Source organism: Cytobacillus sp. FSL K6-0129 (assembly GCF_038007625.1).
In the GTDB taxonomy this organism is placed as follows: domain Bacteria; phylum Bacillota; class Bacilli; order Bacillales; family Cytobacillaceae; genus Cytobacillus; species Cytobacillus kochii.
In genome coordinates this window covers 1,090,515-1,105,400 of record NZ_JBBOXM010000001.1, presented here as the reverse complement: position 1 = coordinate 1,105,400, position 14,886 = coordinate 1,090,515, and the positions used below count along the sequence as shown (strand labels likewise).

The 14,886-nt window shown below is 34.7% G+C and carries 15 protein-coding genes; 9 read left to right on the top strand and 6 right to left on the bottom strand.

What is annotated here, in order from left to right; genetic code table 11:
• Nucleotides 1–43 precede the first annotated feature (43 nt).
• The 6 genes from MHI57_RS05290 (at nucleotide 44) to MHI57_RS05265 (ending at nucleotide 6,315) form a co-directional block, all read left to right on the top strand.
• Complete coding sequence (locus tag MHI57_RS05290; protein WP_340975302.1) at nucleotides 44–1,018, top strand: YncE family protein; 975 nt, start codon at nucleotides 44–46, stop codon at nucleotides 1,016–1,018.
• Nucleotides 1,015–1,695, top strand: a complete 681-nt coding sequence (locus MHI57_RS05285) for a response regulator transcription factor (RefSeq protein ID WP_322909513.1) — start codon at nucleotides 1,015–1,017, stop codon at nucleotides 1,693–1,695. Before MHI57_RS05290 ends, MHI57_RS05285 begins: the two co-directional genes overlap by 4 nt.
• The gene (locus MHI57_RS05280; RefSeq protein WP_095372913.1) at nucleotides 1,692–3,095 is read left to right on the top strand and encodes a sensor histidine kinase; all 1,404 of its coding nucleotides are present in this window, start codon (nucleotides 1,692–1,694) and stop codon (nucleotides 3,093–3,095) included. The genes MHI57_RS05285 and MHI57_RS05280 overlap by 4 nt, the downstream gene beginning before the upstream one ends.
• A gap of 479 nt (nucleotides 3,096–3,574) precedes the next feature.
• On the top strand, nucleotides 3,575–4,450 hold the full coding sequence (locus MHI57_RS05275) for a CAP domain-containing protein (protein WP_322909511.1): 876 nt from the start codon (nucleotides 3,575–3,577) through the stop codon (nucleotides 4,448–4,450).
• A gap of 345 nt (nucleotides 4,451–4,795) precedes the next feature.
• Entirely contained in the window at nucleotides 4,796–5,440 is a 645-nt protein-coding gene (locus tag MHI57_RS05270) for a GntR family transcriptional regulator (RefSeq protein ID WP_095372915.1), read from the top strand.
• 104 nt (nucleotides 5,441–5,544) lie between these two features.
• Nucleotides 5,545–6,315, top strand: a complete 771-nt coding sequence (locus tag MHI57_RS05265; RefSeq protein WP_224937579.1) for an SDR family NAD(P)-dependent oxidoreductase — start codon at nucleotides 5,545–5,547, stop codon at nucleotides 6,313–6,315.
• A 249-nt stretch (nucleotides 6,316–6,564) separates the two neighbouring features.
• On the opposite strand, the gene MHI57_RS05260 is transcribed toward MHI57_RS05265, so the two are convergent.
• Both MHI57_RS05260 and MHI57_RS05255 read right to left on the bottom strand, forming a co-directional pair.
• Nucleotides 6,565–8,019, bottom strand: coding sequence for a flavin monoamine oxidase family protein (locus tag MHI57_RS05260; protein WP_340975300.1), 1,455 nt, complete (start codon nucleotides 8,017–8,019; stop codon nucleotides 6,565–6,567).
• Between the two features lie 16 nt (nucleotides 8,020–8,035).
• Nucleotides 8,036–8,500: an Hsp20/alpha crystallin family protein gene (locus MHI57_RS05255; RefSeq protein ID WP_307313313.1), complete on the bottom strand. Its 465-nt coding sequence runs from the start codon at nucleotides 8,498–8,500 to the stop codon at nucleotides 8,036–8,038.
• A gap of 189 nt (nucleotides 8,501–8,689) precedes the next feature.
• On the opposite strand from MHI57_RS05255, the gene MHI57_RS05250 reads away from it, so the two are divergent.
• Nucleotides 8,690–9,463: an SDR family oxidoreductase gene (locus tag MHI57_RS05250; RefSeq protein ID WP_095372919.1), complete on the top strand. Its 774-nt coding sequence runs from the start codon at nucleotides 8,690–8,692 to the stop codon at nucleotides 9,461–9,463.
• Between the two features lie 56 nt (nucleotides 9,464–9,519).
• Entirely contained in the window at nucleotides 9,520–9,675 is a 156-nt protein-coding gene (locus MHI57_RS05245; protein ID WP_095372920.1) for a DUF2639 domain-containing protein, read from the top strand.
• A 20-nt stretch (nucleotides 9,676–9,695) separates the two neighbouring features.
• Here the strand turns inward: MHI57_RS05245 and MHI57_RS05240 are convergent, their stop codons facing one another.
• The 3 genes from MHI57_RS05240 to MHI57_RS05230 form a co-directional block, all read right to left on the bottom strand.
• A complete protein-coding gene (locus MHI57_RS05240) occupies nucleotides 9,696–10,256 on the bottom strand; it encodes a GNAT family N-acetyltransferase (protein ID WP_095372921.1) in 561 nt (186 codons plus the stop codon).
• Between the two features lie 492 nt (nucleotides 10,257–10,748).
• Nucleotides 10,749–11,876, bottom strand: coding sequence for an amidohydrolase (locus MHI57_RS05235; protein ID WP_095372922.1), 1,128 nt, complete (start codon nucleotides 11,874–11,876; stop codon nucleotides 10,749–10,751).
• A gap of 102 nt (nucleotides 11,877–11,978) precedes the next feature.
• Nucleotides 11,979–12,758: an undecaprenyl-diphosphate phosphatase gene (locus MHI57_RS05230; protein ID WP_095372923.1), complete on the bottom strand. Its 780-nt coding sequence runs from the start codon at nucleotides 12,756–12,758 to the stop codon at nucleotides 11,979–11,981.
• 211 nt (nucleotides 12,759–12,969) lie between these two features.
• Here MHI57_RS05230 and MHI57_RS05225 point away from each other — a divergent pair, with 211 nt between their 5' ends.
• Nucleotides 12,970–13,293 carry a DUF4870 domain-containing protein gene (locus tag MHI57_RS05225; RefSeq protein WP_095372924.1) on the top strand — a complete coding sequence of 108 codons (324 nt, stop codon included), beginning with the start codon at nucleotides 12,970–12,972 and terminating at the stop codon, nucleotides 13,291–13,293.
• A gap of 767 nt (nucleotides 13,294–14,060) precedes the next feature.
• On the opposite strand, the gene MHI57_RS05220 is transcribed toward MHI57_RS05225, so the two are convergent.
• Complete coding sequence (locus MHI57_RS05220; protein ID WP_340975298.1) at nucleotides 14,061–14,771, bottom strand: DUF421 domain-containing protein; 711 nt, start codon at nucleotides 14,769–14,771, stop codon at nucleotides 14,061–14,063.
• Between the last annotated feature and the right edge of the window lie 115 nt (nucleotides 14,772–14,886).

Genomic DNA, 14,886 nt, shown 5'->3' with positions numbered 1-14,886 from the left:
ATCCTTGACTTATAAAAACATTAAAACTGGGGAGAAACTTTATATGCGTTATTACAAGGCGTTCATATTTTTCTTACTGATTTCTTCTTTCTTAACTGGTTGTAGACAAGAAGAATTCACTAATATACCAGCTGAGCGGGATATTGCGATAACAGTAAATATTAAGGAGATGAGCCTATCATTTATAGACATACAGGCGCAAAAAAACATTGGTTCATGGAAGGTCAATAAAGCATACACAGGAGGAAGTGTACTATCAGATGGCGACACTCTGTTACTGTATGGTGAAAAGTTAAACACCATTGATCTTTATTCATTATCTAAAGGGGAACTGATTCATCAGTGGACAATTGGTGAGGGTGTTGTAGATGTTGAGGAACTAAGACCTGATACAATAGTTGCTTTAGATGAAAGAAAAAATAGCGTCCGTTTTTTTAATAGTAATGGAGAAGAAACGAGTCATATTGATATCTTTGATCGACCACTCGAGATGAAACATGATGAAGCTCGGGATGAACTCATCATTATAGGGTTTGATGAAAATCTTCTTACAAGTATTGATTTGGAAAGAATGGAAATAAAAGAAAACTATGAAATACATACACATGCAACAGGTTTGTTCCCATTAGATAACGAAATATGGGTTGGTGGACATGGTGAAGGATTAGATATTGAAAAATATGTACATGTTTATGATAGAGAGACCGGAAAAGCATTAAGAAAAATTAGTGTTCCTTCGATGCCAGTCGATTTTACCAAAGCTGATGAGGCGATATTTGTTGTGAGCCATGGAACCAATTTGCTGTATAAGTTAAATGAGGCTGGTGAAGTAATAGGTGAAATGAGCGTAACAGCCAACCCTTTCACAATTGAAACCTTTAGCGATATAGTATTAGTCGCAGGGTATGATAGCTCTGAGTTACAATTTATCGATTCAGAAACAATAAAACTGAAAGGATCAGTAGATGTAGGCGAAGGTCCGTTTCAAATTTTGCTTAGGGAGAACGAGGATTCATGAGAAAAGTAAATATATTAATTATTGATGATGAACCAGATATGAGAACATTGATTGAGATGTATTTGGAGAATTCGGGATTTAAATGCTTTACAGCAGAGAGTGGTGAAGAAGGCTACATGATATTGAAGGAAGCTGAAATTGATTTAGTCATTTTAGATATTATGATGCCAAATGAAGATGGATATGAAGTTTGTCAAAGAATACGTACTAATTCAGATATTCCAATCATTTTTCTTTCGGCAAAAGGAGAAGAATGGGATAAAGTGAAGGGGCTACAATTAGGCGGGGACGATTATATTGTTAAACCACTTAGTCCAGGAGAGCTTGTTGCTAGAATACATGCAGTCCTTCGGAGATCTGGAAAAGTGAAACAAGAATCAGAGCAAATAAAAATAGGAAAGTTATCAATAGATAAAAAAGCGCGGAGAGTCCTTGTCGAAGAGGAAAAAATATCTTTAACATTAAAAGAGTTTGAAATGCTTTCTTATTTAATTCAACATGTTAACCAGGCTCTTTCAAGGGAGCAGCTCCTTGAACATGTGTGGGGAATTGAATATGATGGTAGCCTACGAACGGTTGATACCCATATTAAAACATTAAGGATGAAATTAGGTATAGCAGATTACATTCAAACCGTATGGGGGGTAGGTTATAAACTAGAGGTACCAGACAAATGAAGTACCTTACCGACACATTAGCCAAAAAGTTATGGTTAACGGTGACGATAGCGATACTTATCACAATTGTTTATTCCTACATATTATCTTATCTGTTTTATGAGAAATTATATGTCGAAAATGTAGAAGATACATTATTAGAAGAAGGATTAGCCTTAGCGTCTGATTACAAAGGTGGAGAAATAAGTACAGACTTAAAGGAAAAAGTAGCTTGGTACAATGATAAATCAGAAACCGATATCATCATGGTAGATAATCCTAGGGAATTGAGCGCATGCTTTCCATTTGAAATGAAATATGATTCGCTCATTAACGGAGAAGAACGAGAGCAATTATTAAAAGGAAATCCAATTTACAAAACGGGTTTTGAAGAAAGGTTTGATACTCGTATTATGGGTGTCATTATCCCGTTATTAGATGATAATCGTCTCGCTGGTATTATATATGTTTATTTACCGTTAGAGAAAATTTCTGATATTACACAGGATTTCGCTTATCTTTGGATGCTTGCCGCGTTCATCTTTCTTCTATTCGCCATTATGACAGGTACTTTCCTCATTAAAAGAATGACTAGCCCGTTAATGGAAATGAAGTTAGCAGCTGAACAAGTGTCTAGAGGGAATTACAATGTGCAACTATCGACAAATCAACAAGATGAAATTGGTGAACTGGCTAGTGCTTTTAATTCAATGGCCACATCTATTCAAAAAGAAGATGATAGAAAGAGAGAATTTCTTGCTAATGTGTCTCATGAATTAAGAACACCGATTAGTTATGTCAAAGGATATAGTGATGCACTAAAGTCAGGTCTTGTAACAAATGAAGAAGATCACGAAAAATACCTTGCACTCATTTATCGGGAAGCAACTCGGATGGAGAGACTTGTCGGTGATTTATTAGATTTGTCAAAACTTGAAACTGATGACTATCGTTTGGTGAAGGCGCCAATACCCCTAGCCCAGCTTTTGGAAGATGTCGTGCAAAAGTATAGTCCGCGAATTAAAAGAAAAGGCTTATCTATAGAAGTAGATCTTGATCCTGATATCATTATTATTGCAGATGAAGGAAGAATCGAACAAATTATGCAAAATATTTTTGATAACGCGATTAGATATACTGATGAGGGCACATTACTACTTGATCTTTTCCAAACAGAAGATGGCTGTTGTATTCAATTGGAAGACTCTGGGATTGGGATACCTGAAGAAGACTTAGATAAAATCCGGCAAAGATTTTACCGAGTGAATAAAGCAAGGACAAGAGCTGATGGAGGTACAGGGCTTGGGTTAGCTATTGTGGAGAAACTCGTACATTTACATGAAGGGCGCTTGCTTATTCAAAGTGAATACAATATTGGGACAACGATACAAATTATACTTCCGATGGTAAATGATCATTAATTTTTAAAGGCTACTCTTTCTATAAGAAGAAGAGTGGCCTTTTATATAGAAGGATAGGGATGTATTTCCCTTCCTCTTCAATAGGCAAATGAAAATAGGTTTATATGCTACAAACCGCCTTATATCAAGGTTTTTAGGCTTTGATATCATTTCATTATAGTTGCATAATAATTATCACGAATGTTACCTTCATGTAATAAACGTAAAAGAGAAAAAGGCTTTTTTAAGTTGTCAAGTATAGTATTCTAGTATATAAATGGAAACACGATAGTGTCATTACCAATTAATGATAAAAAAACCTATTCTCTAAAAATCAAACAAACCTACTAATCATAACGTTTTTTCTTTCTATTTTTAGATAGAACCATACAAGAATAATTCATTGCTATTTCCTCCCAAAAATATTACAAAAAAACCTATGATATGATTATGTCACAGCAAGAAACAACAAAAAACATCCATTAGGGAGGAAATAGATTATGAGTAAGAAAGTTATTTTTTCAGTAGCGGCAGCAGCTGCATTACTAGTATCAGCACCAGGTTTAAACAAGGCAGAAGCGGCAGAGCCAGCTCAAGTAAAAGTAGATACAAAGGCTTTTGTCTATCAAACTTCTAATATGTTAAACCAAGATTATATTAATAAAGTGATGCAAGATTGCATCGGTAAATATAATGTAAATTGGAATCAAGAGGATATTCAAAATATCTTAAGTCAAGCGAAAGAAAAAGCACAAGCAGCATTAGAACAAGGTAAAGCGCATGCAGCACAACCAGAGCAAGCGGAACAGCCAGCTGAAGAAGCAGCACAACCGGAAAAACAACCTGCTAAAGAAGCAGCACAACCGGAAAAACAACCAGCTGAAGAAGTAGCACAACCAGAAAAACAACCAGCTGAAGAAGCAGCACAACCAGAAAAACAACCAGAGCAAGAAGTAACTGAAGAAGAACAAGCACCATCAGAAGAAGCTTCATCTGAAGTTAGTGCATATGAACAACAAGTACTTGATTTAACAAATAAAGAGCGTGCAAATGCTGGTCTTCCTGCATTAAAACTTGATGTGGAGCTTAGTAAGGTAGCGCGTGAAAAATCTCGTGATATGCAAGCAAAAGGGTATTTCGATCATAACAGCCCAACATATGGTTCTCCATTTGATATGATGAAACAATTTGGTATTTCTTATACTTCAGCAGGTGAAAACATTGCCCAAGGTCAACAAACACCAGAAGAAGTAGTACAAGCTTGGATGAATAGCCAAGGTCACCGTGAAAACATTCTTAACTCTAGCTATACTCACCTTGGAGTAGGTTATGTTGAGAACGGTAATTACTGGACTCAAATGTTCATCGGTAAATAATTATCGGATAAATATGCTTAAATTATCCTTCAAGATGAGCAACACCTGTATCATATGATGCAGACGTTGCTCATCTTTTTCTTATTCCTCTATAAAACAAATGCATATTCAGACTTTATGATTTGACTTATTGTAGCAAAGTAAGGTTTATTCATGAATGTTTACCAATATAGTTTGTGTTTGTGTACATGAATTTGATGGATATCAAATTTAAATTTTACAACCATCTGATTACAACTATATACCTGACGGCTTACTCATCCAATTCTGATTAAATTTCCAAATCGTTCTAATTAAATGATATAATGGATAAATAAAGAGTAATTAAACAACGGAGTGAATGGTTTGAAGGATTTTTTATTTAATAATGAGCATCGATTTGGTGAATCGCTTCCCGAACAAATTGCCAAATACATATTAACGAAAATCATGGAAGGTTCTTATATTCCTGGAGATAAAATTGTGGAAGAGAAAATAGCAGAAGAGCTAAAAACGAGTAGAGCACCTGTGAGAGAAGCATTATATTTACTTCAAGTAGACAATATTGTCGAGCGTATTCATCGAAAAGGGACAGTTGTAAAATCCTTTACGACAGAAGATATTAAAGAATATACACATGTCATGGTTGGACTCATTCAAATGGCACTAGATATGACTTCGCATCAATGGCATGATGAAACGAAAGATACGTTAAAATTAAAACTCAATGCAGTGGAAGAAGCTTTCCTTGCAGGTGATCTCATTGGTTATCAAATGAAGTCCACGGGTTTAACTACGTTCTTTTTTGAAGTGGCGAATAATAAAGCACTATCTAAATTTTATTATGAATCTGTTTATATATTAACAGTGTTTGCCCAAGTGAAATGGACAACGAATACGATGAATCGTTTTCATCCAAAAATGAAATTAATCACCAAGAATCTAATGGAAAATAAAATTACTGAAGCGAAGGATATAGTTCCAGCTCTTTTATTAGAAACGTTAGAATAAGGATGCCACTTTTTGGGCATCCTATTATAGCAAACAAAATTGTCGACAATATACAATTTTAGTAGTATGATTATTTTGTATGAGACAAAAGGGAGGAATATGAGATGAATTTCGCAAACAAAGTAGTTCTAATTACAGGTGCCGCAGGTGGTATTGGAATAGCAGCAGCTAAAGCTTTTGCTAAAGAAGGTGCCAAGCTCGCACTAGTAGATTTATCTAAAGAAGCATTAGAAAAGGCTGCTGCTTCTATTGATGCTGAGGAGATTTTATTGTTATCAGCTGATGTAACAAAAGAAGAAGATGTAAAGAAATATGTTGAAGATACACAACAAGCATTTGGTCGTATCGATACATTTATAAATAACGCTGGGATCAATGGCGATTTTGCCATCTTAGATGAGCAAACAAAGAAAAATTTTGATGCAGTATTTGGTGTAAATGTTTACGGTGCGTTTTTAGGATTAAAATATGTTTTACCTGTGATGAAAGCTCAAAAAGGTGGGGCAATCGTTAATACGGCTTCAAACGGCGGTTTATTAGGTGCACCAGGTATGGGACTTTATGTTGCATCTAAACATGCGGTAATCGGGTTAAATAAAACGGCTGCATTAGAAGCGGCAGATTATGGTGTTAGAGTCAATGCAGTAGCACCATCTGGTGTAGATACACAAATGATGAGATCCATTGAAGCAAACGCCATGCCTGAACAAACAGAGAATGCACGTACACAATTTGAAAGCTCTGTACCAATGAAAAGATATGCAACAGCTGAGGAAATTGCTGATCTAATGGTATTTTTATCATCAGAAAAAGCTTCATTTATTTCAGGTTCATATTATCGTATCGATGGTGGACAAGGTGCTACATCGGTTTAATTTGTAAATAAACTTACGCGAAAGCATATCATCACGAGTGGTGTTACAGTGATTGGCTATTTAGATGTCAAGGCATGCAGTGAAAAATGTGCAAACGTTGTCATTGCTGATATGAGCGTAAAGATGGGTAAAGCTTACTTACGGTTCAATCTGTAACAGTTGACGGTGGATATACTGTTACTTAAATAACATATACGGTGAAAAGGTCTTTGTATTATTTATGGCTTTTTCACCGTTTTTTTATTATGACTATTCCCTCATGTGAATTTCTGCCGCTGCACGAATACCTGACTCGATTGCTCCTTCAATCCAACCAGGGAATAAGGATGTATGCTCCCCAGCAAAATGAAGTTTGCCTGAGGGTTTACTTACCTCCTCACCGAAATGTTTTTGTTGACCTGGTGCATATAACGTGAAACAACCTGCAGAAAATGAATTTCTGCTCCAATTAAATGTAAAGGTTCTAAGGTATTCTTTATAGACAATATTGCCATATACTTCACTTAAGCATTTCAAGACTTCCCTCGTAATATCTGATTGTGACAAACTATTCCATAATAAAGCGTCACTGCCCCAACTATAGCTTGCAAGTAAAACCGCTGGTGCATCATTATTTACTCTACTTGGAATATAGCTAAAACGAATCGGTAAATCAGTTATGACATGACCAAAGTTGTACCTTTCCCAAAAAGGGCTACTAAACTCAATTCCAATTTTCATAGAAGAAATGTTTTGCAATTCTCTAATTGCCTGCCATTTTTTTTGACTAATGCTATTTTTGGGTAGTAAATCTATAAATTGAAGTGTAGTAAACGGTAAGGTAATAAGACAATAATCGCCTGTATACGTTTTAAATGTATGTTGATATGTATCATGTACGTATATATTTACTTTATTACTACTTTGTTTGATTCTTTCTATTTTTTGATTGAAAAATAGGTTCGATGCTAATTCCATTTGAAAGGAATAGGGAAGTTGATCATTCCCACCTCTTATTTCAAAATATTGGATATCAGGTTGAAAGAGTGGGGAGAGAACACTAGATAAAATCGACATAAATGATAATTCTTGAAACCCTTCAATACCTAAGAGAATACTAATTAATCTGATCGCATTTGAAGATAAAGGCGTTGCTAAAGGGTTAAACTTTAAAAAATCGACCATTGAATATTTGTCGTATTCTGAGATCATTTTTTTCTTTTCTTCTTCTGTACTATTATTATAGAGAGTGATAAATGGCTCTACGGCATCTTGTAATAGTGTAAAGGCTGTCTTTCCTTGCTCATTTTTATTTAAATGAAAATCAAGTAAGTTTGGATTTTCTTCGTATTGTTTTCTTGAAATCTTCCTATTATTAATATAAATAATATCGTTTGGATGACTATTAATAAAACGGGATAATGGCAATTGAAACTTTTCTATATATTGTAATACGAGTTTATGTGTATGAGGAATTCTCATCGCACCCATATCAAGATAATTTCCATTTGTAAAAGGGGACCTAAGCGTGTAGATTCTACCCCCTATACGGTTATTCCCTTCTAGAACAGTGACAGTATGACCCGCTTGTTTAAGGAGTGAGGCTGAAACTAATCCAGCCATGCCTGCACCTGCAATTAAGACTTTCTTCTTTCTTTTTTTTATATTTGGTAATCCATTTTTGATGATTGAAAGCATGTCGTTAGGGTATTCAGGTAGTAACATAATATTCCCCTCCTAACTAATGGTCATCGACATGTATTTCAGATAATTGCCGGTCAATCAACTTATAAAGTTGGATTTCTAAAATGGCATCTTGGTAGTCTGCTTTAGCGCCTTTTTTATTTACAAGAGTCGGTAATGTAATAAGTGTTTGGTCACTGTCTTTTGGAATATGTTCGAGAATGAGTTGATTGGTTGTATGATACATTTTTAATTGCTTTAACCATTCTCGTTTTTGGATTTCTATTCGCACAAAAACATATTTATGTGTCTCCAAGACACGAAATCTTAATTTACTTTGTGATGGACTATTTTCTGTTGTATGTTGAGTTTCTTCTTGTTTTTGCTCGTTTGAATATTGAAGGTCATTCGGAAAGACTTTTCCGAGCATCCCTTGTACATACTCATTGACTTCTTTTTGGTTTAATTTTTCGAATTTGGACTTCATTTCTTTATTAAATGGGAATTGATTCCAAGGGAACATACACTTTTCACCCTTCCAAAAAAAGAGATGATCTTTCCGATGATGATAATCGCCTATTCATTAATTTATGCAACATTTCTATTTTCGTTAAAAAAACATCAATTCAAAACACTTGCAACATTACTTTATAGTGATTAGTATTAAAATTAAATAATAATTTTAAAAATTCTAACTAAAAGGGGTTGTTTTGTGAATACAAAGACAGCGTTAATTACTGGTGGGTCAACCGGTATCGGTAGCAGTATTGCTTGGAAAGTAGCAGAGCAAAATGTAAATGTGATTATTAATTATAGACATAGTGAACAAAAAGCAATTGAACTTTGTGAGGCCCTTACTAACAAATATGGGACAAAAAATATTGCAATTAAAGCAGATATTACGAATGAAGATGAATGTAATCATCTCATACAGCAATCATTAGCGAAAACAGATTCAATTGATATCTTGATACATAACGCGGGCCCATATATTCATGAAAAAAAGAAAATGATTGAATACTCTTTAGATGAATGGTCTTATTTAATAAATGGAAATCTACAAGCTTTATTTATATTAGGAAAAGCCATCATTCCACTCATGAGAAAGGGGAAGTGGGGGAGAATCATAACAATAGGTTTTGATCGCGCTGAAACTGCCCCAGGATGGATGTATCGTTCGGCTTTTGCTGCAGCAAAATCAGGTGTAGTCTCATTAACAAAGACGCTTGCCTTAGAAGAAGCAGAAAATGGCATAACAGTAAATATGGTTTGTCCAGGGGATATTATTGGCAAGTGGAAAGAGAGTGATATAGACGATGCCTGTACAGTAAAAGATGATCGAACTCCTGTCGGGCGCCCTGGCACAGGGGAGGATGTGGCGAGGGTGATTGCTTTTCTTATTGAACCTGCATCTAGTTTTATCACGGGTAGTGTCATTCCCATAACTGGAGCAAAAGATGTGTTAGGAAAAAACCTTCATCAATAAGCATGTCTCCGATTCTTATCACATATATTGTTAAAAAGACTGTGGGAGAGATGAGGATGGCTTATCAAGGTTCAAAAGGCTGGTATATTGCAAAACTAAAAGAATTTGGTGTTAATAGACATCCAATAGAGTTGCGGAAATTAGAACTTTACAAGACCTATGAAGTCAGAAAAATTTATCAACAGGTTTTAGCGAATAAAAAACAAGGGTAGCTATTAAGCTCCCTTGTTTTTTAAGCTTCTTTTAGATGAGTTGTATCTTCCACTGTAAGTCCTTCTCTAAGCATATGAAGAGAATAAAGATCTTTAGGAATTTCAAATAAATCATAAATCTGGCCAGTTTCATTTATTTTATCATACAAACTTTTACGTGATTCATTGGCATAAATGGCATAAGGTAGTTTCTGGGCAGCTTTTAATGAACGAATATTTTCTTTTTTTATGCGCATAAAAATAGTTTCAATATTTAAATCATAAAAAAGTTCATTAAAGAAAGCATCTTTGGCTAATTGATTATAACCTTTACCATGATAAGGTTTACCAATCCATGTGCCAAGAAAACCAGCTTGGTTTTCAATGTCATATAAGCTAATTGTGCCAATTGGATTATTCCATTCATCTGTAATGGTACGAGAGATGAGCTTTTCTTGTTCCTCAGCTTCGAGCGTTTGTTTCGTAATAAATAACAGTTCTTCATAAGATTGAGCTTTATGACGCACAAAAGGGAAGACATCGGGGTGCGTCATCAATTCGAATAAAACTTGACAATCATTTAGGTCACGTTTTTTCAGCATTGGTTATCCCTCCACGTGAGAGTAAACCTACTCCATGCCAAAAAGACAGAAAAGGCCCACCCTCGAAATTTTTTGTAATGTAACTAAAAAATTTCGGGGTGGGAATCGAACCCACTAGAACCAGTAAACTGGTGGCGCACCATTTGCCTTCCCAATATCCAAAAACAAAAGATATTATCGACTAAAAATATTATTTTATGAAAGTATAATACTAAAAAAATAGCAAAAAGGGAATAGATTTTTTACCTTATTTTTAAGATTATTTTTCGCCAAATTTCTCCATTTTTTGCATACCGGATTCTAATGGTAAAATTGCAAAAAGGAACCAGTAAATGAGAAGGTGAAAAAGGTACCATACATTGAGGTAAGAGAGGTAGGGACATAGAAAACAGTTTATTGATTGGAGATAAATGGTGAAGAAACCTTATCATCATTTAGACAAAGATAGGAGACGGAAATTCCAATTTGAAGATAAATCGCCTCCTTATCATTTTATTTATCCACCGCATTTGTATATGCCCAATTGCCTGAGACCATTGTCCATTTTGGTTTTGCTAGAAAATGAAAAGGATGATGGCTCCAGAGTACAAGATCAGCTTCTTTCCCTTCTTCAATGCTTCCAACGATATGATCGATTTTTAAGTTTTTAGCGGCAGCGATCGTTATTCCCTCCAATGCTTTTTGTTCGGATAAACCTTCTCGAACAGCAATACTTGCGCAAATGTTTAAGTATTGAATAGGTGTATAAGGATGATCGGTAGTAATTGAAACGGAGACACCTGCTTGATCGAGGATTTTATAAGTGTCCCACGTCTTGTTTTTTAACTCTACTTTTGATCGTCTTGTTAATGTTGGTCCAACGCTCACTTGTAGATTCTTTCCTAAATAAGGAGTAATTAAATGACCCTCTGTACAATGTTCAATTCGAATATCTAAATGAAATTCTTTAGCAAATCGTAGTGCAGTTAAAATATCGTCTGCTCTATGGGCATGGATTCGTACAGGTATTTCTTGTGTAAGTGCTTTAATAATAGGGGATGTGCGCAGGTTTACTTCATTTGGATTAGCATGAACATTATAAAAAGCTTCTCTTAACATCCCCATAATGCCCATTCTAGTAATTGAATGTTCATTGCTATGACTATGAACCTTTTTAGGGTTTTCTCCAAGAGCAATTTTTAATCCAGCAGTTTCTTTAACAAGCATTTCTTCAACACTATTGCCGTACGTTTTCAAGATGGATGTGGTGCCACCAATAATATTCGCACTGCCTGGCATTACGTGAACAGTAGTTATCCCAGCTTTAAGTGCATCACGAAAAGCAGGATCAAAAGGGTGGATGCCATCGATTGCCCGAATATGAGGTGTTAATGGCTGTGTTGTCTCATTCGCATCATTACCAGCCCAACCAGTCCCCTCGTCATATAATCCAATATGTGTATGCACATCAATAAAACCAGGTAACAGAAAACCATGAGAACAATCAACGACTTGTGCATGCAAATCTTGAATATCTTTTCCGATCTTTTTCACTATACGATTTTTTATTAATACATCTCCATGGAAAGGCTTTGAAGTAATGGGATAGACAATGGCATTTTTAAAAAGTATCGTTGACATCAGCATCCAGTCCTTTTTCTAATAAAATTCATCCTTAGCAAATACACTGTTAAAGTGACAAAAAAGTGAGTAGAAATCAAGAACCTACTCATGATAATAAATTTAAAAAATGCCTGCCATTTGCATAAATAGGATTGTTAATCCTAAAATCCAAACATAAACGGCAAATATCTTTAGTGATTTTCTTTTTAGAAAATTAATCATCCAAACAACGGCAATATAACCGAAAATGGCTGATGCAAGTGTGGCAATTAACATACTGCCAAAGCTAATAGCTTCAATATGGCCAGCATATATTTCTCCAAATTGCAGTACAATGCCTCCTGCTATGGTCGGTATAGATAGTAAAAATGAAAAGTATGCAGCTGTTTCTCGATCAAGTTTACGGATGAGCCCTGCAGCGATTGTTAAACCTGATCTTGAAATAGCAGGGAATATCGCAATTGCTTGAAAACTACCAATAAATAATGCATCACTATAGCTAATATCTTTCATTTTTTTCGCACCATTTTTAATACTATCTGAGAACCAAAGAATGATTCCGGTAATAATAAATTCCCAGCCAATGGTGACGCCGGTTTTTGAGATCGACTCAAATAGATCATTAAATAATAAACCAACAAAAACAGCAGGAATCGTACCAATGACAAGCAGCATAGATAACTTTCCGAATGGATTTTTTATGATTTCTAGTAACTCATTTTTATAAACAACAAGGACAGCTAATAGTGTACCAATATGGAGCATAGTATCTAAAAATAATCCTGCTTCATCAAGACCAAATAAATGTCTTCCAAGATACAAATGCCCAGTGCTTGAAATAGGAAGAAATTCTGTTATCCCTTGAATGATTCCAAGAATAAATGCTTCAATTTTTGACATCATATAAATCACCTATTTGTTTATTTTTTTCCTAGTAGTAAAATAAGGGGAACTCACGTATCAACTTGTTTTCTCTCGCTTTTATAAATGTATTCAAGTTGTCCAATAGAAGAACCGAAATTTGAAAATAAAAACTTTGAAACTTTTTATAATAATCTTCGTAAAATAGGTATATAGTACAAGAAGGAATAAGAGAAAGGGGAAAACAACAATGAAAGATTCACAAACAGACAGAATACTTGCTGCTGGCATTTATATTATTAGTTTCTTTACTGTATTTATAGGACCACTTGTTATTTGGCTCATAAAGAAAGATAGCTCAAAGCTTGTAGACTATCATGGTAGACAGTATTTTAACTTCCTCATTACTTACTTTGTTTATGGAATCATTAGTACGATCTTGATGTTAGTGCTTATTGGTTATTTATTAGGAGCCATATTTGGCATTGCATTTATCGTATTTACCATTATTGCAGCCGTTAAGGCGTTTGAAGGGGAAGAGTATCGCATCCCGTTTATCATCCGTATCCTCTAATAATTATGTAAGTATAAAAGACCAAAAAGAAAACGCGAATAATAATTCGTGTTTTCTTTTTGGTCTTTTTATTAAAAGCCGGATTATTGGCTCATAGAATAATATATTTACCAATAAGGAACAAAGTAAATGATTCCTTCATTCATAAAGGAATGCTTATTCGGGGATTCTTTGATTTAAGTAGGTTTGGGTATCAATGATAGGGTAGCTGATGTATAGAGATAATAAAGCCGTTTAATTTTGAAATAATAAACAAATGCCTTACTACGATTTATTGTAATAAGGATTTTTTAAAGTTGTTTAATTTTGTATCAATATAATTATTCTTATCTTCGAATTTGATATTGAAGTTATTTCCCTTTGGACAAAAAAAGCTTCTCTACATGATAGAAAGAAAAAAAGCGAAAACCTGAAGGAATCTGCAAAAGGGGATTAACGAGATTAGATACATTTCCACTCGTATCTTTTTATTGGTTTGTTAATAATTCGGGTTCTCATAATAATGTCCTAAATCTTCCAATTATAGTTATCCCAAACTCCAAAAATAAGGGTGGCATTTATTATAAAAAGGAGTAAGAAGATGAATATTAACATTAGAAATAACTGCATTAACTTATGGAGCATATCGTTCCATTATGCGTGTTCGTATAACAAGGTACAAAGGAAAAAATAACTTTATTGGACGGAACAGCAATAAATATGAATGATGTACTTCTTAAATCCACCTACTTAATGTAGAATTACTAAGGCAGATACCATGAGGGAGCTTAGGAATTATATAGGAATATACTTAGATTTTCCTTGCCATCTAAGGTACCAAGTAGAATATCTTTGATGGTTATATTTGGATAGGTATCTTGAAGTTTTTTAAGAATCCATTCTTCATCCCTGCCTAATTGATGCAATTGTTTACAATTAATCGTTCCCTCTTTTATAACGGTATTTGGAAAATAAAAAGGTTTGACTGGTTTGCTAAATGTGACGGCTGTTAAAGGCAAATGTTCCGTCTTCAGAAAGATGGAAACCTTGCCACCATGCTCCCATAAGGCAAGAGCGACTTTTTGGATTTCTTCAATATTCTTCATTCGCAATTCGGTCTGCAGTTCATCAAGTGAAATTCGGGCACGTTTCATATTACGGTTATTAATCATTCCATTTTCTATTAATGGAATCGGATCGGTGATAAACCACTTTCTAAAATGTCTAAAATGCAAACTTAGGTAGATTCCGATTATATACAAGATTAAAATAACACTCATTGTAATCATCGACCCTTCCAGACCTAACCCTTCATCTGACAGCGGATGGGCAATAATATTTCCAATAATCAGCACGATAACAAAATCGAGAAGTCCTACTTGGGAAAGGGAACGCTGACCCATTAATTTGACAAGTATGACGAAAAACACAAATCCAACAATTGCCCGGAGCATCCATTGGACAATAGTTAAGGATTCCTGCGAAGTAAAAAATTCCATAATCTTACACACCCTTTAAACAGAATTAAAAAAGAAGACTTATCTTGATCAGCCTGTATTCATAAGATAAGAAAATATATATTTTGGACAAAGTTAACTGGTTTTAGCAGTGCCG

Coding starts and splice junctions, on each gene's coding strand:
- MHI57_RS05290 (WP_340975302.1), top strand. CDS start 44: ATGCGTTATTACAAGGCGTTCATATTTTTCTTACTGATTTCTTCTTTC.
- MHI57_RS05285 (WP_322909513.1), top strand. CDS start 1,015: ATGAGAAAAGTAAATATATTAATTATTGATGATGAACCAGATATGAGA.
- MHI57_RS05280 (WP_095372913.1), top strand. CDS start 1,692: ATGAAGTACCTTACCGACACATTAGCCAAAAAGTTATGGTTAACGGTG.
- MHI57_RS05275 (WP_322909511.1), top strand. CDS start 3,575: ATGAGTAAGAAAGTTATTTTTTCAGTAGCGGCAGCAGCTGCATTACTA.
- MHI57_RS05265 (WP_224937579.1), top strand. CDS start 5,545: ATGAATTTCGCAAACAAAGTAGTTCTAATTACAGGTGCCGCAGGTGGT.
- MHI57_RS05260 (WP_340975300.1), bottom strand. CDS start 8,019: ATGTTACTACCTGAATACCCTAACGACATGCTTTCAATCATCAAAAAT.
- MHI57_RS05255 (WP_307313313.1), bottom strand. CDS start 8,500: ATGTTCCCTTGGAATCAATTCCCATTTAATAAAGAAATGAAGTCCAAA.
- MHI57_RS05245 (WP_095372920.1), top strand. CDS start 9,520: ATGGCTTATCAAGGTTCAAAAGGCTGGTATATTGCAAAACTAAAAGAA.
- MHI57_RS05240 (WP_095372921.1), bottom strand. CDS start 10,256: ATGCTGAAAAAACGTGACCTAAATGATTGTCAAGTTTTATTCGAATTG.
- MHI57_RS05235 (WP_095372922.1), bottom strand. CDS start 11,876: ATGTCAACGATACTTTTTAAAAATGCCATTGTCTATCCCATTACTTCA.
- MHI57_RS05230 (WP_095372923.1), bottom strand. CDS start 12,758: ATGTCAAAAATTGAAGCATTTATTCTTGGAATCATTCAAGGGATAACA.
- MHI57_RS05225 (WP_095372924.1), top strand. CDS start 12,970: ATGAAAGATTCACAAACAGACAGAATACTTGCTGCTGGCATTTATATT.
- MHI57_RS05220 (WP_340975298.1), bottom strand. CDS start 14,771: ATGGAATTTTTTACTTCGCAGGAATCCTTAACTATTGTCCAATGGATG.